The organism is Aidingimonas lacisalsi, assembly GCF_008079445.1.
GTDB classification, from domain to species: Bacteria; Pseudomonadota; Gammaproteobacteria; order Pseudomonadales; family Halomonadaceae; genus Aidingimonas; species Aidingimonas lacisalsi.
Genome location: NZ_VRYH01000004.1, coordinates 162,069 through 183,188 on the forward strand (window position 1 = coordinate 162,069; position 21,120 = coordinate 183,188).

Genomic DNA, 21,120 nt, shown 5'->3' on the forward strand with positions numbered 1-21,120 from the left:
CAGGCGGCAGCGGATTGCCGCGCCTGGGTCTCGTTATTCCGTGTCACGTCGATATGACCGGGTCATTGGTAACCGTGTCCGGTTCCACTATGGTTATCGTCCCGTTGTCGACGTGCCTGCATGTTGGCGCTCATCTCATCGTTGAAGCGCATTTCACGGCGATGCTGGGCCTGTCGTTCACGGGCTTCTCTACGTGACACCAAGGTGTCATAGGATGACAGCGTGCGTTGTTTCTGCTGCCATTGTTGTTGACTTTTGGTAACGCGCTGCTTCTGTTGTGCCAGTGTTTGCTTGGCACGTCCGATTGCCGCGTCGAGTGAATGCAGAAACTGTTGATAATTCTGCATGCTGGCCGGGTCGATGCCGCTATGCATGGCGCTTTGCAGGCGACGTGCATATTCCAGCCGGTAGCCCTCCAGCGTGTCGATCTGCGCCCTTGCTTGCTGTTGTGACTGGCGTTCGTCAGCGAGAGCTTTCGCGGCGTTGTCACGAGCGTCACGGGCGAGCTCGACCAGAGTGTCCAGAGGCGTTTGATCCGTCATCGGTTACCTCCCATCAACGCAGCCATGGATTGCTGTGATGCGGCTATGTCGGCACGCTCATGCATGCCCTGTTGCAGGAAACGTTCGAGCTGCGGATACATTTGCACGGCTTGGTCCAGTTCCGGGTCATGCCCGGGGCTATAGGCGCCGACACTGATCAGGTCTCGATTGCGCTGGTAGCGCGACACAAGTTGTTTGAACTGTTGCGCTTGCCGTTGTTGATCGCCATGAGTGATCGCGTTCATGGCGCGACTGATCGATGCCTCGATATCGATCGCCGGGTAGTGCCCAGCTTCGGCGAGTTCACGAGATAGCACGATGTGACCATCGAGAATGGCTCGTGCGGAATCGGCAATGGGATCCTGCTGATCGTCACCTTCGGTGAGCACCGTATAGAAGGCGGTGATGGAGCCACCGCCGCGCTTGCCATTACCCGCACGCTCAACGAGATTGGGCAGTTTGGCGAACACCGAGGGGGGATACCCTTTGGTGGCCGGCGGCTCACCGATCGCCAGGGCGATTTCACGCTGAGCCATGGCATAGCGAGTCAATGAATCCATGATCAGGAGCACATTGCATCCTGCATCGCGATAATCTTCAGCCAGACGTGTGGCGTAGGACGCGCCTTGCAATCGTTGCAAGGGGGAGGTGTCAGCCGGTGCTGCGACGACCACGGCCCGTTTGCGGCCTTCGTCACCCAGGATGTTGTCGATGAAGTCCTGAACTTCACGGCCACGCTCGCCAATCAGCCCGACCACGATGACATCGGCTTGTGTGTAGCGTGCCATCATGCCCAAGAGAACGGATTTCCCGACCCCTGAGCCGGCAAACAGCCCCATACGCTGGCCGCGACCGACGCAGAGCAAGGCGTTGATGGCACGAATGCCGACATCGATCTGTGTCTCGATCGGTGCTCGGTTCAACGGGTTCAGGGGGGCGGTGGACAATGGGGCATGCGGGGCGTCACCCAGCGGTTGCTGATCATCCAAGGGGCGGCCATTCCCATCCACGACGCGGCCCAGTAGGGTGTTCCCCAGCGGGAATCGCCGTGCGCTGCTGGCTTCTCCATCGCCCAGTGGAAAAACCCGTGCCCCAGGGGTCAAGCCGCTCAGTTCAGCCAAAGGCATGAGAAATATCTTTTCACCGGCGAAGCCAACGACCTCGGCTTCAGCAACATTGTCGCCGTGCAGGCCGTTATCGGGGTGCAGTTCGATATGGCAGGCACTGCCCACAGCCACTTGCAGGCCGACGGCTTCCAGTACCAATCCGGTTGCCCGAATGATTCGCCCACTGGCACGGTAGTGCGGCATCCGTTCGATACGCTTCCCGACACGTTGCAGGGTTTGTTGCCAGTGGTCGTGGTGTGGATTGGTGATCGAAGCCAGTGTCATGAGTCATCATCCCCGGCAGTCGGCCGTATTGTCTGATGGCGACGACGGACTTGACGAGTCACCGACTGCCAACGCTCTTCCCAGGTGGCATCGAGTTCTCCACTGGCACTGGTAGCACGGCAGCCTCCTCGTTGTATCTGATCGTCGGGCTGTAGCTGCCACCCGGCTGCGTCGAGTTCGTCGCCCAGGTGTTCTTTGACCAGAGCGAGATCTTCCGGGTGTAACCACAGGCGTGGTTTACCGGAAAGGCTGGGTTCGACATGGAGTAGTTCGCGTACCAATTCCAGTACATGGTCGTGGGATGCCGTCAGCGCATCGCCTGCCAACTGGCGGCCGGTTGACAGTGCCAGTGTGACAAGTTCATCGGCGATATCTTCATCGAGTCGTTCCAGTGCCTGTGAAAAGCGCTGGGCCAGCGGTATCAGAGGTTGCACCGTTTCCTGTGTCCGCGTCTGCATCGTTGTCTCGGCGGCGATACGTCCTTCCTCTTCGCCCTTGGTATAGCCGGCTGCGTATCCTTCGTCATAGCCCGCCTGATAGCCCTCTTTGCGCGCTTCTTCACGGGCGTGTTCACGTATCGCTTCATATTCGGCATTACGCTTGTAAGCCTGTTGGCGAATGGCCTCACGGCGCTGTCGTTCCTGCTCTTGACGTTCACGCTGCGGCCGCCCCAGCTCGTCCATTTGCCAGCGCCGCCATTGGTTGCCCGTAGAGTGGGGGCGGGAGAAGTGCGGATCAGACATAGGTGTCGTCTCCTCCGCTCAGCACGATCTCTCCGCTATCGGCGAGACGCCTTACGACCTGCAGAATGGCCTTTTGCTCGTTTTCGACTTGCGAGACACGGATCGGTCCACGTCCCTCCATGTCTTCCTGCAACAGTTGTGCAGCCCTTTGCGACATGTTGCGCATGAACTTTTCCATCAACGCATCGGGTGCTCCCTTGAGTGCCAGGACCAGCGAATTGGTATCGACTTCCTTGAGCACCAGTTGAATGCTGCGATCGTCGAGGTCGAGCAGGTTCTCGAACAGGAACATTTCGTCGATGATCTTTTGTGCCAGGTCTTCGCTGTGTGCCCGTACCGTGTCGATGACCTCCTCTTCCTGACTGGAATTCATCAAGTTGAGTATCTCGGCGGCGGTACGAACGCCCCCCATCTTGCTGCGCTTGAGGTTCTGTCCGTCCAGCATGCCGCTGAGGACTTCGGTCAGTTCTTGCAGGGCGGCAGGCTGAACGCCACTGAAGGTGGCGATGCGAAGCACGACGTCATCACGCAGGCTTTCGTCGAACAGTTCGATGATGTCAGCGGCCTGATTACGCTCCAGGTGAACGAGGATGGTCGCGATGATCTGGGGATGCTCGTCACGGATCATCTCCGACACGATCGACGCTTCCATCAGGTTGAGCGCATCGATGCCCGAGCCGGTGCCGGTGGTCTCGAGGATGTCCTCGATCAGGCTGGATGCTCGTTCGTTGCCCAATGCCTTGGTGAGTACCGAGCGAATATGGTCGCTGGAGTGCAGGTTGACCGCGGTGAATTGCTGAGCCTCGTCGTGAAACTCGTTGAGGACCTGGTGCATTTCCTGGTGCGAGACCTGATCCAGGGTTGCCATCTCCTGACTGATATCCTGTACCTCCTTGGGTGAAAGGTACTTGAAGACTTCGGCGGCACTATCTTCGTCCAGAGCCAGCAGTAGAATGGCGCTACGGCGAGCATTGGACATTTTCTTAGTGGCAAAGTTAGTCATCTTGATTAATCCAGCTGCGCACGATCATGGCAATCAGGCGAGGATCCTCTTGGGCAATCTCACGCACATCCTTGAGGCTCTGTTCATAATCAGCGGGTTGCGGTCCTTTGCGTGGAGGCGGTGTATAGGCCGCAGGCTCGCTGACTTCGGCGCTTTCCGCGTTTTCTTCGCGCTCGCTGTCATCGCCGATGGCCCGGGTGCCCCCGCCGGCCACGACCGGCTGGTCGGTATAGCGGCGAATGAAGGGCCGCAGAATCAGCCAATACAGCATCAGGGCGGCGAAGGCGACCAGCAGATAGCGGCCGAGTGCCATGGCCAAGCTCTGCACGTCAGGTGATTGCCACCACGCACGGGCAACCTGTTCGCTATCGTCCTCCGTGAACGGGCTGTTGACGACCTCGATCTGGTCGCCGCGTGCGGTGGAGAATCCCATTGCCTGGCGGATCAAGCCGCGAATCTGATTCATCTGTTCGTCGTCAATGGGAGTCGGTTCAACCTCGCCATCGTCGTTGACGCTTTCCTGGTAATCGACGACTACGGCAACGGATAGCCGGTCGATCTGGCCGCGACGGTACTGAATGTGCTCGACGTTGCGGTCCACTTCGTAGTTGACGACACGGTCGTATTGGCTACGGCCGGGCGTTTCGTTGTCTTCCGCATCCGCGTCGGCGCCTTCATCGTCACCGGCCCCCTGGTCTTCGTCGCCTTCTTGTTCATCGCCATCCTGGGCGTCGGAAGGTGTCTGGATGGGAGAGGCGGCCGTTCCGGGGGGCGTGTTCGAGAGCGCACCGGGCACCCCGAGTGCCAATGCATCTCCGCCATCGTAGGAGGCACTTTCCTGGGCGCTGCGGATGGCGGCTTCATTCGGCGCCTGGTTGGGCTCGAAGTGTTCTCGGGTTTCCTCGCGGCGGGAAAAGTCCACTTGTGCGGCAACTTGCGCACGTACGTTGTCGCGCCCCAGGATCGGGGTGAGGATGTTTTCGATTCTCTGTCGGTAAGAGCGTTCGATTTCATCGATATAGCTCAACTGGGTACCGTCGAGATCGCTGTTGCCATTGTCGGGTTTTGACAGCAGGTTGCCTCGCTGGTCGACGACGCTGACGTCTTCCGCTGCCAGTTCCGGCACACTGCTGGAGACCATGTGAATGACGGAGTTGACCTGGCCTTCCCCCAGTGTGCGACCGCCATGGAGCGTCAACACGACAGAGGCCTTCGCCGGTTCCTCCTCGCGAACGAAAACCGATGGCTTGGCCATCGCGAGGTGGACACGGGCGCGAGATACCGGGCCGAGCGCCTCTATCGATTGAGCCAGCTCTCCCTCGAGTCCGCGCTGATAGTTGACGTGTTCCGTGAACTGGCTGACGCCGAACGCCTGGTTGTCCATGATCTCGAAGCCAACGTTGCCACCTTCCGGCAACCCTTGCTGAGCGAGCTGCAAGCGTAGTGTATGCACTTGATCACCAGGCACGAGCAGGGTGCTGCCACCGTTGCTGAACCGGTAAGGAATTTCCCGCTGATCGAGTTCATCGATGATCTGGCCGCCATCCGAATCCGCAAGGTTGCTGTAAAGGACGCGGTAATTGGGGCTTTGAGCCCAGAGTAGTAGGGCGATGACGAGGGCGATGACGGCAGCCGCCACGATCAGTAGTGGCAACAGAGGGTTGCCACGAAGCTGCCCGAGCAGGCGTGTGAACGCTTGCCGGCTATCGTTGGTTTGATTCGACGAGCTCCTGGTCGTCGTCTCGTTAGCCGAGGCGGCGTTACTCATTCTCCCCTCCTTTGGCCGAGGGGACGGTTACAGGACTCATTACGGCTCTTGGCTCCACAATCCATCGACTCAGCAATCTCATTGGCTCCACGATCCAGGGACGCCTTGCGTTGCGTATCTCGCTGCCGCTTGACACTTCGACGGGCGGACGAGTGATGGACGCTATTATGAGCGAGCATGAACAGGGTAAAGGGAAGAAAAGCCGACGTTTTAGGCGGCAATTGGTTGCTTGGCTATGATTCAGACTTGTTAGGCTTGCTGGCATCCGATACGAGCGCAGGAGTTGGGTATGAGTGCCACTGCCATTCAGGAGACGCTGGCGCAAATGCAATCGCTGGCCAGCCAGGCATCGATGTCGCCAGAAAAAGGACAGCAAGTCGCGACGACGGTAGGTGAGAAGGGATTCGCCGACGAATTGCAAGCGTCGATCGAGCGCATCAATGAGCTCAAGCAATCCGCCAAGAGCCAGGAGCGTGCTTTTCAGGCCGGTGATCCCGATGTTGCGCTCAATGATGTCATGATCGACAAGCAGAAGGCGAGCGTGGCATTCGAAATGGGGGTTCAGGTCAGAAACCGGCTGGTGACGGCTTACAAGGATGTCATGAATATGCAGGTTTGATGGCTAACGCTCTCCGACAAGAGAGGTGAGAAAGAGCCGTCTCCGTTCCTTGTCGCCGATAGGTTGTGCAAGCAGGTGAAACAGTTTCGTCATGGCCGCTTCCGGCGTCATGTCGCCACCTGATAGCACATCGGCAGTCGTCAATCCTTGGCTGGCTGCATACGTACCCATGGATATCTCGCCTTGTGGGCACTGACTGATAGCTGCGATCAGTACTCCGGCTTGCGAGGCATTGGCGAGCACATCCGTCAGTTGCGGGTCGTCGGGCATATTGCCGCCGCCCCAGATCTCCAGCAGTACCCCGCGGACATGATCGTTGGTTAACCATTGCCGTAGTAGTGCAGCGTCAAACCCTGGCCAGAGAACGACTCTGATAACCGATGACGGGTGCATGCCGCGGTAATTCGCGAGTTCGAAGTCTGGAGAGCGTTGTCGTGTCATCTGGCACGCGGCGGATGTTAGCCGTGGCTGATAGTCGACGATGTCCCCGATGACGGAGAAATTGGGGCTGTCGAAGGCATCATGGGCCGTTGTATGGCATTTTCGGGTGCGTGAGCCACGCATCAGCTTGCCGGCGAAGCAAATGGCCACTTCTCGCAATTGACGGCAAGCCGCGAAGCGTAGTGCCGCTTCGACATTCTCGAGTGCATCGCTTCCCTGGTGTGCAAGAGGCGTCATGGCTCCGGTTAGAATGATTGGTAGGTCGATTCCCGACAGTTGGTAGGACAGGCTGCTGGCCGTCCAGGCGAGTGTGTCGGTGCCGTGCAGGATCACGATGCCGGCATAGTCCGCATGATACGCGGCAACCATACCGGCAAGCATTTGCCAGTCTGCGGGGTTGGCGGCACTGGAGTCTATCGGCGCGTGAGTTTCCGTCATGTCGAAAGCCGGCAAGGTATCCAGGCGCTCGGCGGCAAGGTGTTCCAGGGCGGCGCATAACTGCGCTTCGAACCCTCGAGACGGTTCCAGGCCATGGTCGCCGGCGATCATCCCAATCGTGCCGCCGCTATAGATGATAAGCACCTTGTCGGCTCGTCGAGTGTCGTTACCCCTTGCGTGCGAGTTGTTGGACATGCGGGGATCAGGCCTCCAGGTCGATAAGACGCCCTTGCATTTCACTCAATGATTCGGCAATGCGCAAGATCTCTTCCCGCGGGATCTGTCGGATGACTTCGCCGCTGTCCCGGTCGATCACTTTGGCTACCGTACGGTTTTCATAGCTGTTGATGTCGAACTCGATACGGTACGGACGCATGGCTTCATTGATGCGGGATAATGGCATGCTCAGTTCGCCCAGCGTTGGAGTGGGGGCAACGCCGGGGTCGCCCTCGTGCTGCGGAGGTGTGGAGCCCGACTGCCTGTTGAGCTGGGCCAGCAACGTGTCCAGACGCTGCTGGGCGGTGAGAGCATGCGCTCCTTGGCTCGGTTCGTTGACCTGGTCGCTCATGAGGAATTCCTCGCTTTCCTTGTCGCTTCTTGATGAGAATGCCGTTATAGCGTCTATCGACAGGACGCGGGAAAGCTTGAGAGAAACTCAACATCGGCAGAGGCGGATGCCCGAGGGTCAAGTGCCTGTATTGTCATGCAGCTCGGCAGCGAAGAGCGTGTTTTCGAGTAACGAGGCCACCGTCATCGGGCCGACGCCTCCCGGCACCGGTGTGATATGACTGGCACGCGCCGATGCACCCTCGAAGTCGATATCGCCGACCAAGTAACCTTCCTCGTTGCGGTTGATCCCGACATCGATAACGATGGCGCCAGGCTTGACCCAATCACTGTTGACGATACCGGGCTTGCCGACGGCAACCACCAGCAGGTCGGCACGTCGGACATGGGATGCCAGGTCTTCGGTAAAGCGATGACAGACCGTCGTCGTCGCTCCGGCGAGCATCAATTCCAGAGCCATGGGTCTACCGACGATGTTCGAAGCGCCAACGATGGTGGCATCCAAACCGCGCACTGGCAGGTCGCTCTCCTGTAGTAACGTTATTACGCCTTTCGGTGTACAGGGACGAAGAATCGGCAGGCGCTGTGCCAGCCGTCCGAGATTGTAGGGGTGGAAGCCGTCGACGTCCTTGCCGGGTTGTATGCGTTCCAGGAGAGGGCGCTCATCCAGGTGTGCGGGCAACGGCAGTTGCAGAAGTATGCCGTCGACTGCGGGGTCGTCGTTCAGTTCATCGATCAATGTTTCCAGCGCATGCTGACTGACATCCGGGGATAGCGTGTGTCGCATCGAGAGTATGCCGGCCTCTTCGCAGGCGCGGTGTTTGTTGCGTACATAGACTGCGGACGCAGGATCGTCTCCCACGAGGATGACGGCAAGGCCCGGGCGGCGGGTTCCCGCCTCGCGACGAATGGTGACCTGACGGGCAACCTGTTGGCGGATATGCGCAGAAATCGCCTTGCCATCGATAAGTCGTGCGGTCATCAATGTCTCCCCGGAAGCGGATGTCAAAAGAGGGTGAATTTTCGCACGTGCAGGCCTCATAGCAAAGCCAAAGTCAGTGATGACATCGCTAAAGACTTGACCGATGGGAAAACATACGTAGAATACGCCTCGCATTGGCGAGCCTGCGGTAGCGGTAACGAGGCCGTGCAATGTGCACGGGGTGTAGCGCAGTCTGGTAGCGCGCCTGCTTTGGGAGCAGGATGTCGGGGGTTCAAATCCCTCCACCCCGACCACAACATGTTGATTTGGTTGGCATGTTGGTCGTGTGAATGTTGCTTGCAGGATCCTTGAGCAGTAATATGCGCCCATAGCTCAACCGGATAGAGCAACGGCCTTCTAAGCCGTAGGTTGCAGGTTCAAGTCCTGCTGGGCGCGCCAGTTGCCTGGCTGGACATATCCTGCTTGGCCAGATGACTATGAAGCCCGAGTTCGGTAGTGGTGGATGTAGCTCAGTGGTAGAGCCCCGGATTGTGGCTCCGGTGGTCGTGGGTTCGATCCCCATCATCCACCCCACTTCGCGACTCGTGTTCTGTCATCGGTACTTTATCGATGGTAAGGCGTCATTGATGGTTTCGGTCGATATGTCCGTTCCCTGGCCCGTTACCGTTATTCTTCGTGGTGGATGTAGCTCAGTGGTAGAGCCCCGGATTGTGGCTCCGGTGGTCGTGGGTTCGATCCCCATCATCCACCCCAATTGCGAAGACCCTCCTGTCATGGCCGTTCCTGCTAGCAGATTGCCCGGTGGTACGCGCTGGGTGTGGTCTGTCCGAATCGCCTGAGGCACTGCCATGAAGTAAAAATTGGCGTCTTACGGTTGTAATGTCACGCGATACACCCCATTTTCTTCTCATGGCGCGCTTGCCAGCGCGGTGCGGGGTTCTTAAAATTGCCCCTTTGATTCTTTCAACGCATTCACTGGAACGCCCCAGTCGGTAGAGGACTATTCATGCAAGTTTCCGTCGAAACGACCTCCCAGATCGAACGTCGTGTCAAGGTTCAAGTGCCGGCGACAGAGGTCGACCAGGCCGTAGCGGCTCGTCTCAAGGACACCGCCAAGAACGTCCGCCTCAATGGCTTTCGTCAAGGCAGGGTGCCGATGGCGGTGGTACGTCAGCGCTATGGCCGCGGTGTCCGTAACGAAGTCGTGGGCGAGTTGATGCGTGAGCGTTACGTCCAGGCAATCACCCAGGAAAGTCTCAACCCGGCAGGGAACCCGCAAATCGAGCCAACCGTCGATGAAGACGGTAAGGACCTCGAGTTCGTCGCCACGCTGGAGATCTATCCTCAGATCGAACTGAACGGTATCGAAGGCACGGATGTCGAGCGTCCGGTCGTGGATATCAGCGATGCCGATGTCGATGAGATGATCGATACGCTGCGTAAGCAGCATGCGACATGGGAAGAGGTCGAGCGGGAGGCTGCCGATGGTGATCAAGTCACTATCGATTTTCAGGGCTATATCGGCGGTGAACCGTTCGAGGGGGGCAGTGCCGAGAATCATGACCTGGTGCTGGGATCGGGCAGCTTCATTCCCGGTTTCGAAGAGCAGTTGAGTGGCGCGCAGGCAGGTGACGACACGGAAATCAAGGTGACGTTCCCCGAGGACTACCAGGCCGAGAATCTGGCCGGTCAAGAAGCCGCATTCAAGGTCAAGGTTCACAAGGTCAGTGCGCAGCAACTGCCTGCATACGATGCTTCCTTCTTCGAGCAGTTCGGTGTCGAAGACGGCAGTGAGGAGACCTTCCGTGCCGAAGTTCGCAAGAACATGCAGCGTGAAGCTGACAAGGCGATCGACAATCGGGTCAAGCAGCAGGTTCTGGAAGCGCTGAAACGCGTCAATGATATTCCCGTCCCTCAGTCACTGGTCGAACAGGAAATCGACGGTCTCAAGCGCCAGGCGGCACAACAGTTCGGTCTGGGAGAAGATTTCGATGTTTCTCAGTTGCCAAACGAACTCTTCAGTGAACAGGGCAAGAGCCGTGTACAGGTCGGACTGTTGTTAGCCGAAGTCATCAAGGTCAACGAAATCGATGCCAGCGATGACGAGATTCGAGCCAAGGTCGAAGAGGTCGCTCAACAGTATCAGGAGCCTGGGCAGGTCGTTGACTATTATATGAACAACGAACAGCTCAAGAACCAGATCAAGTCGTCCATCCTGGAAGACAAGGCGGTGGACCAACTGCTGGAGCAGGCTAACGTGCAGGATGTCCCGATGTCTTACGAAGAAGCCCTTCAAGCAGCCCAGCAACAGCCGGAGTCCGATGAAGGGGCTGATGATGCAGAGGCCGACGAGACGCCGTCCGAGGACGAAACCAAGGCTTGAGGGGTGGCCTCGGCTGCTTGATGACCGACATGGTACGGTTGGTGCAGCCGGGGGATACTGCCTCTGGCAATGCGAATTCCAAGCGCGATGAAGGATGTCACACCGATGAGCAATGAGTTCGATATTCAAAACGCGGGCGGCCTGGTGCCGATGGTGGTCGAGCAGAGCGCACGCGGCGAGCGAGCCTATGACATCTACTCGCGGCTGCTGAAGGAGCGTGTCGTTTTCCTGGTTGGGCCAGTTGAAGACTACACGGCCAATTTGATCGTCGCTCAAATGCTGTATCTTGAATCCGAAAACCCGGACAAGGATATCCATTTCTACATCAATTCGCCGGGCGGCTCTGTGACAGCGGGTCTGTCAATCTACGACACCATGCAGTTCGTCAAACCCGATGTTTCCACCGTCTGTATCGGGCAAGCGGCCAGCATGGGGGCGCTGTTGTTGGCAGGGGGCGCTGCGAACAAGCGCTACTGCCTGCCCAACTCGCGGATGATGATCCATCAGCCGTTGGGTGGCTATCAGGGTCAGGCATCGGATATCGAGATCCATACCAAAGAGATCTTGAGCATCCGGCACCGGCTCAACACCATTCTGGCGCATCATACCGGTCAGTCGATCGATACGATCTCCAAGGATACGGATCGTGACAACTTCATGACTGGTGAGCAGGCTGCCGAGTACGGATTGATCGATGCCATGCTGGATAAGCGTCCGACATCCTGATAGCGTGAATGGCAGCACATTCACCCATAATATTTTCCAGTGAGCCCACTGAGGCCGCTGTTAGTCAAGAGGTACGCGAATGGCCGACGGCAAGGGCAAGGACGAGAGCGGCAAGCTGCTGTACTGCTCGTTCTGTGGCAAGAACCAGAACGAAGTCCGCAAGCTGATTGCAGGCCCGTCCGTGTATATCTGCGATGAATGTGTCGATCTTTGCAACGACATCATTCGCGAGGAAGTGCTGGAAGCCGATTCCGAGGTTGAAGAAGAACGGTTGCCTGCACCGAGTGAAATTCGTTATACCCTGGACGATTACGTCATTGGACAGGATCGGGCCAAGATGGTCTTGTCGGTCGCTGTCTACAATCATTACAAGCGTCTGCGTGCCGAGGTTAAGTCCGACGATGTCGAGTTGGGCAAATCGAATATTCTGCTCATCGGCCCGACCGGTAGTGGCAAGACACTGCTTGCTGAAACTCTGGCACGATTGCTGAACGTCCCCTTCACTATTGCCGATGCCACGACCTTGACCGAAGCAGGTTACGTCGGTGAAGACGTCGAGAACATCGTACAGAAGCTGTTGCAGAAGTGTGATTACGACGTCGAGAAGGCCCAGAAGGGAATTGTCTATATCGATGAGATCGACAAGATTTCTCGCAAGTCCGACAACCCTTCGATCACTCGAGATGTTTCGGGGGAAGGGGTGCAGCAGGCACTGCTCAAGCTGATCGAGGGGACGACTGCCTCGATACCGCCACAAGGGGGGAGAAAACATCCCCAGCAGGAGTTCCTGCAAGTGGACACGGGCAACATCCTGTTTATTGTGGGCGGTGCGTTTTCCGGACTGGACAAGGTGATCCGGGACCGCGCGGAGAAAGGCGGTATCGGTTTCAATGCTACGGTAAAAAGCAAGGAGACCGACAAAGGCGTTGGCGATGTTCTGGTGGATGTCGAACCGGAAGACTTGGTCAAGTTCGGCCTGATTCCAGAGTTCGTGGGTCGTTTGCCCGTCATTGCAACGTTGACCGAGCTATCGGAAGATGCGTTGATCCAGATTCTGACCGAACCCAAGAACTCTTTGATCAAGCAGTATGTCAAACTGTTTGACATGGAGGGGGTGGAACTGGACTTCCGAGAGGATGCACTGCGAGCTGTGGCCGAGAAAGCCATGGCCCGTAAAACCGGTGCTCGCGGGTTGCGTTCGATACTGGAAGGCGTGTTGTTGGATACGATGTACAAGGTGCCGTCTCTGGAAGGCGTGTCCAAGGTCGTTATCGACGACTCCGTCATTGCGGGCGAAAGTGAGCCCCTGCTGATTTACTCTCATCAGGAAGAAGGCAAGGTGGCCGGCAAGGATGGCTAGGGCCGATTGAGGACGAAGGGGTCGCCAATGCGACCCCTTTTCACGTCATTCGTGGCGTGAATATGCCAACGTCCAGGCCGGCACTTGGAATTGTCTCCATCCACCCCCATCACTTGACCAAATCCCTTCATTATTGAGGAACGTCTGCGATGCAGCAGCACGACGCACAGACCCTGAATCTCCCTCTGTTACCCTTGCGCGACGTGGTCGTCTATCCGCAGATGGTGATTCCCTTGTTTGTCGGCCGCGAAAAATCCATCCATGCGCTTGAAGCGGCCATGGAGGCGGACAAGCGTGTCCTGTTGGTGGCTCAGCGAGAAGCCGGCCAGGACGATCCAGACAGTACCGATCTGTTCGCGGTGGGTACGGTTGCCGAAATCATGCAGCTGCTGAAGCTGCCCGATGGAACCGTCAAGGTACTCATCGAGGGGGCTTCACGTGCCAATGTTGGTCAAATCAGCATAGCGGATGGGGGGTACACGCAGGCTGAGGCGGTGTTACGTGAGAGCGAACCTCTGAGCTCGCGAGAGCAGGAATCCCTGGTTCGTGTACTGCTGAACCAGTTCGAGCAGTATGTGAAGCTTTCCAAGAAAGTGCCTAACGAGGTTCTCAGTTCACTATCGGGCATAGAGGATCCCAGCCGTTTGGTCGATACCATCTGTGCCCATTTGTCATTGAAGATCGATGACAAGCAGCAACTGCTTGAAATGGATCGCGTGCGGGACCGTATCGAGCACCTCATGGCGCTCATTGAAGCGGAAATCGACCTGCTACAGGTAGAAAAGCGTATCCGCTCGCGGGTCAAGGACCAGATGGAAAAGTCCCAGCGCGAGTATTACCTCAACGAACAGATGAAAGCCATCCAGAAAGAGATGGGGGAGCTTGAAAACGCTCCGAATGAGGCGGACAAGTACGAGCAGGCGATCAAGGATTCCGGCATGCCGAAAGAGGCGGCCGAAAAAGCCAATCAGGAACTCGGTAAACTCAAGATGATGGCTCCGACCTCGGCAGAGGCTACGGTCGTGCGCTCTTATCTCGACTGGTTGATCTCGGTACCCTGGAAAAAGCGTACTCGCGTCAAGCATGACCTGGTCAGGGCCGCCGGTGTTCTTGACGAAGATCATCATGGTCTTGAGGAAGTGAAGGAACGTATTCTTGAATACCTTGCCGTTCAAAAGCGGGTAAGAAAGCTCAAGGGGCCAGTGCTCTGTCTGGTGGGGCCACCTGGTGTCGGCAAGACGTCATTGGGACAGTCCATTGCGCGGGCAACGAACCGCAAGTATGTCCGCTTGGCTCTTGGTGGGGTTCGCGATGAGTCGGAAATACGCGGTCATCGACGAACCTATATTGGCTCGCTGCCGGGTAAGATCGTTCAGCGGATGAGCAAGGCTGGTGTCAAGAACCCGCTGTTCCTGCTCGATGAAGTCGATAAATTGGGCATGGATCACCGCGGTGATCCCTCCTCCGCGCTGCTCGAGGTACTGGATCCCGAACAGAACGACAAGTTCAGTGACCATTACCTCGAGTTGGATTATGACCTTTCCGATACCATGTTCATCTGCACTGCAAATTCGATGAACATTCCTGAGCCTTTGCTGGACCGGATGGAAATCATTCGTTTGCCAGGCTACACGGAAGATGAAAAACTGGCCATTGCTCGACGTTACCTCGTGCCCAAGCAGTTGAAGGCCAATGGGTTCAAGTCCGACGAACTGGCATTCGGTGATGACGCTCTGCTGGAGCTCATTCGCTATTACACGCGTGAAGCTGGTGTGCGCGAGCTGGAGCGCCAGGTTGCCAAGGTGTGCAGGAAGGTGCTTCGTCAACGCCTGGAAACAGCGAGCAAGGAGGGTGCCCAAGCGCCTCATACGCTCGCAGCGACTGATATTGAAGAATATGCGGGTGTCCGCCGATATAGTTATGGTCTGGCCGATCAGGAAGATCAGGTGGGTCGTGTCACCGGCCTGGCCTGGACATCCGTGGGTGGTGAACTGTTAAATATCGAATCGGTCGTGACTCCCGGCAAAGGGCGGACCAACAAGACAGGTTCGCTGGGCGATGTCATGAAGGAGTCCGTCAGTGCTGCCTTGACCGTGGTTCGAGCCCGCGCCTTGCAATTGGGCGTCGATGCAGAGCGTTTCGAAAACGAGGACTTGCACATTCACGTTCCCGAAGGGGCAACGCCGAAGGATGGACCGAGTGCCGGGGTCGCCATGGTGACGGCTATGGTTTCCGCCTATACCGAGCGCCCGGTACGCTGTGATGTTGCCATGACTGGTGAAGTCAACCTACGCGGTGAAGTGATGCCGATCGGTGGTCTCAAGGAGAAATTGCTGGCGGCACGTCGTGGTGGTATAAAGGTTGTGCTAATACCTGAGGAAAACCGGCGTGATCTCAAGGAGGTTCCGGATAATATCAAGGATGCGTTGGACATAAGGCCCGTACGCTGGATCGATGAAGTTCTGGACGTGGCCTTGGCTGGGAATGCAGAGATAGAAAACGATGAACAACATCGGAATGATCCTGTTTCTTCCCACTCAATGATTAGTACGCATTAGTGATAATTTTCCCGATTATCAGGATATGAAGCCTGACATGGTGGGGTTGGTGGCTAAGGTTACTTGACAGACGTTTTATGGCATTGCTATAAAAAGGTTCTTCCAACGAGCTTGCAAGGTGGCCTTAGAAAGCGCCAATTAAAAGTCAATTTTCGTAACAGTCAAGGGGTGAAGTGTGAACAAATCTGAGCTGATCGAGGCGATCGCTGCGTCTGCTGATATTCCTAAAGCTGCCGCTAGCCGTGCACTTGATGCCATGGTGGAAAGTGTCACGGACAGCCTGAAAAAGGGTGACTCTGTCTCTCTGGTTGGATTCGGGACGTTCTCCGTCAAGGAGCGTGCTGCACGTACAGGACGTAATCCACAGACGGGAGAAACGATCCAGATTAGTGCCGCTAAAGTACCCAACTTCAAGGCAGGTAAAGCGCTCAAGGATTCGGTCAACTGAGAACTGGGTAAGTGTTCTACGTCGTTGTTCGTATCCAGGCGCATCGCGAGAGCGGTGCGCCTTTTTGTTAGAGACATGTAATTAGGCACTTGCCGCTATTGTTAAGTGCTTAGTGTGAGGCCAGCACATGCTGCAACGTATTCGGGAAGGCTCCAGTAGCTGGGGCGTCAAGATCATCATAGGCGTTGTCATCCTGGCTATGGCTCTGTTCGGGGCCGAGTCACTGCTGGGATTGTTCGGTGATGATGAAAATGAAGTGGCTGAAGTCAATGGCGAGAGCATTGCGCGCCAGGATCTGGAAATACAGGTCCAGCGTGCCATGCGTTCTGGCCGGGTGCCTCCGGAAGCCGAGGATGAAGTGCGCCAGGAGCTTCTGAATGAGCTGATTACCAGTACGTTGTTGACCCAGTATGCTGAAGAGGGCGGGATGGCTTTGTCTGACGATCAGCTCGACGAGGTCATTGTGTCTTTACCCGAGTTTCAGGATGACGAAGGTGGCTTTTCCTCCGAGCGTTTCCAGCAGCGCTTGTCTCAGGCTGGATATACGCCTAATACATTCAGGAAGGAGTTGCGCAAGGATCTTCAACGTCGTCAGTTACAGCAAGGACTGGCCATGAGTGATTTCTCGCTATCTTATGAGCGAGAGCGCTTGGAAAGGCTGGAATACCAGCGTCGCAGTTTTCGTTATCACCTCTTGACGCCGGATGACCTCGAGGAAGTACCGGAAGCGAGCGACGAGGATATCGAAGCCTACTATGAAGCGAACCAGGATGCTTATCGGCGTCCTGAACAGGTTCAGCTAGCCTATGTCATCGTTGATCGTCAGCGTCTGGCCGATAATGTGGATGTCGAGGAGCAGGCGCTTCGCGATGCTTATGCCGAACGTGCGGAAGAGGCGGATCGTCGTGTGTCGCATATCATGTTATCGCTTGATGAGCATGATCGTGCTGAAGCGGAAGAGCAACTGTCGTCATTGCGTGAGCGTATCGAGGAGGGTGAGTCGTTTGCCGATTTGGCGCAGGAGTATTCGGACGACTCGGCATCTGCCCAGGACGGCGGTGACCTAGGGGTCATTACTCCGGGTATTTTTGGTGATTCCTTCGATGACGCCGCGTTTTCGCTGGAGCAAGATGAGGTTTCCGGTATCGTCGAGACCGATAGCGGTTTGCACCTTCTGCAGGTTACCGACATCGATATGCCTGCGTTCGAGGAACTGCGTGACGAGCTTCGTCAGGAGGTGGCGCAAGCACGGGTGGAAGAGCAGTTCAATGACAAGGTACAGCAGCTGATCGACGAAAGTTTTGCGGCTGACGATTTGGCCAGTGTGGCCGATAGCGTCGGTGTGCCACTTGAAACGAGCGACTGGGTATCACGTGATGGGGCCGAAGGAGTGCTGTCCGAGCCGGGCGTCATGGATGCCGCGTTCAGTGACGACGTGCTAGAGGAAGGATACAACAGCGACGTGATCGAACTTGGCAACGATCGACATATGGTCGTACGCGTCGTTGATCATCGGTCGGCGACCACTCTGCCCCTCGACGACGTGCGCTCCGAGGTGGCATCAGCTGTCGAGACACAACTGATGCGTGAAGGACTGCGAGCGCTGGCGAATTCGCGACTGGACCGTTTACGTCAGGGCGAGTCATTGAATATTGATTGGCAGAGCGTCGAGCGGGTTACGCGTGATCATGATGCGGCCCCGGAGGCGGTCGTCCGTGGGGCATTCCGACTGGAGGTCCCTGCCGACGAGGAATCGACCTATGGACAGGTCGCTACTGATGAGTCAGTGGCGTTGATCGCTCTCGATAGTGTCGAAGAGGGGGAGGTCGATGAGCAATCTCAGGGGAATGTCGCGCAGATGGCAGAGCGGTTGCGTGCCCAGGCGGCTATCCAAGGTCTTTCGGAACACTTGAGGGAAGAAGCGACGATCGAGCGATGATACGATAGTCGTCGCATTGGCGTACGCCGACCGGCCCGATGTGGCTCGTATGGAGCCATCGGGCCGGTCGTGGTTTGGGCTGGAAAAGCGTTACTTGAGTGGGAAATCCCGCAATTGGGGGCGTGCCCCATCTTCGATGAGAATGTCCCAGCCGCGGGTTGGTTGCCAGTCGCCGAGTACGTAACGAATGGCTGTCTGTCCCTGTAGCTTCAATTCATGGGTGTCGGGACGATGGGTATGGCCGTGAATCATGTGGTGCGCCCGCTGGTCAAGCAACGCTTTCTCGACCTCGTCGGGCGTTACGTCCATGATGTCTTCGGCCTTGGTGGACGTTGCTTCACCGGATTGGGTTCTGAGTGTCTTGGCCAGTTCGAAGCGTTGCTCAATGGGCAAGGACAGGATGTAGGCCTGCCATTCGGGATCGCGAGTTTGAGCTCGGAAAGTCATGTATGCTTCATCTCGGGTACATAGACTGTCGCCATGCATCAATAGATATCGCTCGCCGTCGTGCTCCAGGATAGTGGGCTCGTCCAGTAGCATGGCTTGGCAATCATTGGCAAAGCGTTGTCCGAGCAAGAAGTCGCGATTGCCATGCATTAAATACACGGCCGTACCGAGTCGACTCAGCGCGGCCAGTCTGTTTATGACATCTTCTGCGAGCGGATGCATGCCTGGCGCATCCAGTATGTCATCGCCGATCCATGCATCGAATAAATCACCCAGTATGTAGAGTGCGTCGGCCTTGGAGGCGCGACGTTCGATATAGTCGAAAAAACCATCGGTGATTTCGGTTGCACCGGGATGAAGGTGCAAGTCAGCTATCAGCAAGGTCGTCATGTCGAGGTCCAACTAGCGGATGATGTTGGTTGGTGAGGCGTCGACTGCCGAGGATCAATTGCGAAGGTAAGCACGTCGAATGAGAATGTCCTCTGCAGGAACATCGCCATGCATGCCGCGGCGCGTCGTCGGCACAGCACGTATCTTGTCGACGATATCCATGCCGTCGACGACTTCGGCAAAGACACAGTACCCCCAGCCCTGGAGGTGCTTGCCACTGTGATCGAGGAAGTTGTTGTCGGCGACATTGATGAAGAACTGTGCTGTGGCGGAATGAGGATCCTGGGTACGTGCCATCGCGAGTGTGCCACGACGATTAGAGAGGCCGTTATCCGCTTCGTTGTGAACCGGTGCGCGAGTAGGCTTCTGCTCGAAGCGACTATCGAATCCGCCTCCCTGGATCATGAAACCATCGATCACGCGATGGAATAGCGTATCGTCATAATGCCCATCGTTGACATAATGCTCGAAATTGGCAGCGGTTTCCGGAGCTTCGTCATGATGCAACTCAATGACGATGTCGCCAAAATTAGTGTCTAAAACGATCATGAAACTGTTCTCGATTGCATGACATCGCCGCTTCGTGCCCACGCTTCGCGTCGGCGCGGCGATATGGAGGAGTAGCACGCCTTGGCGTTGCACGGTGGCGTCACGCTATAATAGCCGTTTTGCACCGACACGCGAAGTCGATCCGGTTCTTTGCGTAACCCAGCAAGAGGTTTTCAGACATCCCATGAGCCATGACAGCACCACGGCCCCGAATTTCATCCGCAACCAAATTCGCGATGAGATCGATGAAGGCAAGGTCGACAAGATAGTTACGCGTTTTCCTCCGGAGCCGAACGGGTTCTTGCATATCGGGCATGCCAAGTCGATCTGTCTGAACTTTGGACTGGCAGAGCAATTCGGTGGCGACTGTCATTTGCGCTTTGACGATACCAATCCGGCCAAGGAAGAACAGCAATACATTGATGCTATCAAAGCGGATGTCACATGGCTGGGCTTCGAGTGGGCGGGCGATGTTCGCTACGCGTCCGACTATTTCGATCAGTTGTATGCCTGGGCGCAGCATCTGGTTCGTGAAGGCAAGGCCTATGTCGATGATCTCACGCCCGACGAGATTCGCGAGTATCGAGGTACGTTGACCGAACCCGGCAAACCGAGCCCTTACCGTGAGCGTTCGGTCGAAGAGAACCTGGAGTTGTTGGAACGCATGCGTGTCGGTGAGTTTGCCGAGGGTGACAAAGTCCTGCGTGCCAAGATCGATATGGCGTCGCCCAACATCAACCTGCGTGATCCCATCCTCTACCGTATCCGCCATGCCCAACACCATCAGACTGGTGATAAGTGGCATATTTACCCATCCTATGACTTCACGCACGGTCAGTCGGATGCGATAGAAGGGGTCACTCATTCGGTCTGCACGCTGGAGTTCGAGGATCACCGTCCGTTGTACGAGTGGTTTCTCGAGAATCTGCCGGTGCCGTGCGTGCCCCGTCAGATCGAGTTCGCTCGCTTGAACATGAACTATACGTTGACGTCCAAGCGAAAACTGAAGCTATTGGTCGATAATGGCATCGTCGACGGTTGGGATGATCCCCGTATGCCGACGCTCTCGGGCATGCGACGTCGTGGCTATACACCGGCATCGATACGCAAATTCTGTGAAATGATTGGCGTGACCCGTGCCGATGGCGGCTTGGTCGATATTGCCATGCTTTACCATGCCATCCGCTCTGATCTGGAGGATAACGCGCCACGTGCCATGTGTGTCCTCAAGCCCTTGAAAGTCGTCCTGACCAATGTGCCTGAAGGGTTCGAGGAAGTGTACGACGTGAAAGGGCATCCGGCACGTGACGATATGGCACCTCGACGAATTCCATTGACTCGAGAAGTCTGGATTGACCGTGACGATTTCATGGAAGAGCCCCCCAAGAAATTTTTCCGCCTTGCCCCGGGCAAGGAAGTCCGCTTGCGCAACAGCTATGTGATCCGCTGTGATGATGTGATCAAGAACGATGCCGGCGAGATCGAAGCGCTTCACTGTTCGGTCGATTTCGATACGCTTGGCAAGAATCCGGAAGGACGTAAGGTCAAGGGCGTGATTCACTGGGTGAGTGTGACCCATGGTGTGCCTGTGGAACTGCGACTCTACGACAATCTCTTCCAGGTGGAACTGCCCGACAAGGACAAGGATGCCGATTTCCTCGAGCACCTCAATCCCGAGTCGCTGATCACGCTGGAAGGCGTCGCTGAACCCGGACTCAAGGATACGGCTCCCGAGACTCGTTTTCAGTTCGAGCGGGTCGGCTATTTCTGTGCCGACCGCTATGCCCGGCGCGATAACAAGCTGGTGTTCAATCGCACCGTTGGACTCAAGGATACCTGGGCGAAAATGCAGAAGAAGAGTTGAG

The 21,120-nt window shown here is 56.6% G+C and carries 18 protein-coding genes and 4 tRNA genes; 12 read left to right on the forward strand and 10 right to left on the reverse strand.

Annotation, left to right across the window (positions count from 1 at the left end; genetic code table 11):
• Positions 1-62: 62 nt before the first annotated feature.
• Genes fliJ through fliF form a run of 5 tightly spaced genes read right to left on the reverse strand, consistent with a single transcriptional unit; the run spans position 63 to position 5,447 of the window.
• A complete protein-coding gene (gene fliJ, locus FVV99_RS09795; RefSeq protein ID WP_148253898.1) occupies positions 63-542 on the reverse strand; it encodes a flagellar export protein FliJ in 480 nt (159 codons plus the stop codon).
• Positions 539-1,927 carry a flagellar protein export ATPase FliI gene (gene fliI / locus FVV99_RS09800; protein WP_407921345.1) on the reverse strand — a complete coding sequence of 463 codons (1,389 nt, stop codon included), beginning with the start codon at positions 1,925-1,927 and terminating at the stop codon, positions 539-541. The genes fliJ and fliI overlap by 4 nt, the downstream gene beginning before the upstream one ends.
• 2 nt (positions 1,928-1,929) lie before the next feature.
• The gene (gene fliH / locus FVV99_RS09805) at positions 1,930-2,676 is read right to left on the reverse strand and encodes a flagellar assembly protein FliH (RefSeq protein WP_148253900.1); all 747 of its coding nucleotides are present in this window, start codon (positions 2,674-2,676) and stop codon (positions 1,930-1,932) included.
• On the reverse strand, positions 2,669-3,679 hold the full coding sequence (gene fliG / locus FVV99_RS09810; RefSeq protein ID WP_148253901.1) for a flagellar motor switch protein FliG: 1,011 nt from the start codon (positions 3,677-3,679) through the stop codon (positions 2,669-2,671). Before fliG ends, fliH begins: the two co-directional genes overlap by 8 nt.
• Entirely contained in the window at positions 3,672-5,447 is a 1,776-nt protein-coding gene (gene fliF, locus FVV99_RS09815; RefSeq protein ID WP_148253902.1) for a flagellar basal-body MS-ring/collar protein FliF, read from the reverse strand. The genes fliG and fliF overlap by 8 nt, the downstream gene beginning before the upstream one ends.
• 289 nt (positions 5,448-5,736) lie before the next feature.
• Here fliF and fliE point away from each other — a divergent pair, with 289 nt between their 5' ends.
• Positions 5,737-6,066, forward strand: coding sequence for a flagellar hook-basal body complex protein FliE (fliE, locus tag FVV99_RS09820; RefSeq protein ID WP_148253903.1), 330 nt, complete (start codon positions 5,737-5,739; stop codon positions 6,064-6,066).
• 3 nt (positions 6,067-6,069) lie between these two features.
• On the opposite strand, the gene FVV99_RS09825 is transcribed toward fliE, so the two are convergent.
• From FVV99_RS09825 to folD, 3 genes are all read right to left on the reverse strand, one after another.
• The gene (locus tag FVV99_RS09825; RefSeq protein WP_148253904.1) at positions 6,070-7,140 is read right to left on the reverse strand and encodes an asparaginase; all 1,071 of its coding nucleotides are present in this window, start codon (positions 7,138-7,140) and stop codon (positions 6,070-6,072) included.
• Positions 7,141-7,147: 7 nt separating this feature from the next.
• Positions 7,148-7,513 carry a flagellar protein FlaG gene (locus FVV99_RS09830; RefSeq protein ID WP_148253905.1) on the reverse strand — a complete coding sequence of 122 codons (366 nt, stop codon included), beginning with the start codon at positions 7,511-7,513 and terminating at the stop codon, positions 7,148-7,150.
• 117 nt (positions 7,514-7,630) lie between these two features.
• Positions 7,631-8,494, reverse strand: a complete 864-nt coding sequence (gene folD, locus FVV99_RS09835; protein ID WP_161598984.1) for a bifunctional methylenetetrahydrofolate dehydrogenase/methenyltetrahydrofolate cyclohydrolase FolD — start codon at positions 8,492-8,494, stop codon at positions 7,631-7,633.
• A gap of 177 nt (positions 8,495-8,671) precedes the next feature.
• Between folD and FVV99_RS09840 the strand changes: the two genes are divergently transcribed.
• From FVV99_RS09840 to FVV99_RS09885, 10 genes are all read left to right on the forward strand, one after another.
• Positions 8,672-8,748 (forward strand) — tRNA-Pro (locus tag FVV99_RS09840).
• 68 nt (positions 8,749-8,816) lie between these two features.
• Positions 8,817-8,893 (forward strand) — tRNA-Arg (locus FVV99_RS09845).
• Positions 8,894-8,953: 60 nt separating this feature from the next.
• Positions 8,954-9,028 (forward strand) — tRNA-His (locus FVV99_RS09850).
• Positions 9,029-9,133: 105 nt separating this feature from the next.
• Positions 9,134-9,208: transfer RNA gene (locus FVV99_RS09855), tRNA-His, on the forward strand.
• A gap of 253 nt (positions 9,209-9,461) precedes the next feature.
• A complete protein-coding gene (gene tig, locus FVV99_RS09860) occupies positions 9,462-10,838 on the forward strand; it encodes a trigger factor (RefSeq protein ID WP_148253907.1) in 1,377 nt (458 codons plus the stop codon).
• A 105-nt stretch (positions 10,839-10,943) separates the two neighbouring features.
• Positions 10,944-11,564, forward strand: a complete 621-nt coding sequence (gene clpP, locus FVV99_RS09865) for an ATP-dependent Clp endopeptidase proteolytic subunit ClpP (RefSeq protein ID WP_148253908.1) — start codon at positions 10,944-10,946, stop codon at positions 11,562-11,564.
• 79 nt (positions 11,565-11,643) lie between these two features.
• On the forward strand, positions 11,644-12,924 hold the full coding sequence (gene clpX / locus FVV99_RS09870; protein WP_148253909.1) for an ATP-dependent Clp protease ATP-binding subunit ClpX: 1,281 nt from the start codon (positions 11,644-11,646) through the stop codon (positions 12,922-12,924).
• A gap of 149 nt (positions 12,925-13,073) precedes the next feature.
• Entirely contained in the window at positions 13,074-15,482 is a 2,409-nt protein-coding gene (gene lon, locus FVV99_RS09875) for an endopeptidase La (RefSeq protein ID WP_148253910.1), read from the forward strand.
• 175 nt (positions 15,483-15,657) lie between these two features.
• Positions 15,658-15,930 carry an HU family DNA-binding protein gene (locus tag FVV99_RS09880; protein WP_148253911.1) on the forward strand — a complete coding sequence of 91 codons (273 nt, stop codon included), beginning with the start codon at positions 15,658-15,660 and terminating at the stop codon, positions 15,928-15,930.
• Positions 15,931-16,057: 127 nt separating this feature from the next.
• On the forward strand, positions 16,058-17,869 hold the full coding sequence (locus FVV99_RS09885; RefSeq protein WP_148253912.1) for a SurA N-terminal domain-containing protein: 1,812 nt from the start codon (positions 16,058-16,060) through the stop codon (positions 17,867-17,869).
• A 90-nt stretch (positions 17,870-17,959) separates the two neighbouring features.
• Here FVV99_RS09885 and FVV99_RS09890 read toward each other — a convergent pair whose 3' ends face one another.
• Both FVV99_RS09890 and FVV99_RS09895 read right to left on the reverse strand, forming a co-directional pair.
• A complete protein-coding gene (locus FVV99_RS09890; RefSeq protein ID WP_148253913.1) occupies positions 17,960-18,706 on the reverse strand; it encodes a UDP-2,3-diacylglucosamine diphosphatase in 747 nt (248 codons plus the stop codon).
• A 54-nt stretch (positions 18,707-18,760) separates the two neighbouring features.
• The gene (locus FVV99_RS09895; RefSeq protein ID WP_148253914.1) at positions 18,761-19,255 is read right to left on the reverse strand and encodes a peptidylprolyl isomerase; all 495 of its coding nucleotides are present in this window, start codon (positions 19,253-19,255) and stop codon (positions 18,761-18,763) included.
• A 184-nt stretch (positions 19,256-19,439) separates the two neighbouring features.
• Here FVV99_RS09895 and FVV99_RS09900 point away from each other — a divergent pair, with 184 nt between their 5' ends.
• A complete protein-coding gene (locus FVV99_RS09900) occupies positions 19,440-21,119 on the forward strand; it encodes a glutamine--tRNA ligase/YqeY domain fusion protein (protein ID WP_148253915.1) in 1,680 nt (559 codons plus the stop codon).
• Position 21,120: the final 1 nt, after the last annotated feature.

What these genes read in the sequence shown, in the direction of transcription:
- fliJ (WP_148253898.1), bottom strand. Translation starts at nt 542, where the DNA reads ATGACGGATCAAACGCCTCTGGACACTCTGGTCGAGCTCGCCCGTGAC.
- fliH (WP_148253900.1), bottom strand. Translation starts at nt 2,676, where the DNA reads ATGTCTGATCCGCACTTCTCCCGCCCCCACTCTACGGGCAACCAATGG.
- fliG (WP_148253901.1), bottom strand. Translation starts at nt 3,679, where the DNA reads ATGACTAACTTTGCCACTAAGAAAATGTCCAATGCTCGCCGTAGCGCC.
- fliF (WP_148253902.1), bottom strand. Translation starts at nt 5,447, where the DNA reads ATGAGTAACGCCGCCTCGGCTAACGAGACGACGACCAGGAGCTCGTCG.
- fliE (WP_148253903.1), top strand. Translation starts at nt 5,737, where the DNA reads ATGAGTGCCACTGCCATTCAGGAGACGCTGGCGCAAATGCAATCGCTG.
- FVV99_RS09825 (WP_148253904.1), bottom strand. Translation starts at nt 7,140, where the DNA reads ATGTCCAACAACTCGCACGCAAGGGGTAACGACACTCGACGAGCCGAC.
- FVV99_RS09830 (WP_148253905.1), bottom strand. Translation starts at nt 7,513, where the DNA reads ATGAGCGACCAGGTCAACGAACCGAGCCAAGGAGCGCATGCTCTCACC.
- folD (WP_161598984.1), bottom strand. Translation starts at nt 8,494, where the DNA reads ATGACCGCACGACTTATCGATGGCAAGGCGATTTCTGCGCATATCCGC.
- tig (WP_148253907.1), top strand. Translation starts at nt 9,462, where the DNA reads ATGCAAGTTTCCGTCGAAACGACCTCCCAGATCGAACGTCGTGTCAAG.
- clpP (WP_148253908.1), top strand. Translation starts at nt 10,944, where the DNA reads ATGAGCAATGAGTTCGATATTCAAAACGCGGGCGGCCTGGTGCCGATG.
- clpX (WP_148253909.1), top strand. Translation starts at nt 11,644, where the DNA reads ATGGCCGACGGCAAGGGCAAGGACGAGAGCGGCAAGCTGCTGTACTGC.
- lon (WP_148253910.1), top strand. Translation starts at nt 13,074, where the DNA reads ATGCAGCAGCACGACGCACAGACCCTGAATCTCCCTCTGTTACCCTTG.
- FVV99_RS09885 (WP_148253912.1), top strand. Translation starts at nt 16,058, where the DNA reads ATGCTGCAACGTATTCGGGAAGGCTCCAGTAGCTGGGGCGTCAAGATC.
- FVV99_RS09890 (WP_148253913.1), bottom strand. Translation starts at nt 18,706, where the DNA reads ATGACGACCTTGCTGATAGCTGACTTGCACCTTCATCCCGGTGCAACC.
- FVV99_RS09895 (WP_148253914.1), bottom strand. Translation starts at nt 19,255, where the DNA reads ATGATCGTTTTAGACACTAATTTTGGCGACATCGTCATTGAGTTGCAT.
- FVV99_RS09900 (WP_148253915.1), top strand. Translation starts at nt 19,440, where the DNA reads ATGAGCCATGACAGCACCACGGCCCCGAATTTCATCCGCAACCAAATT.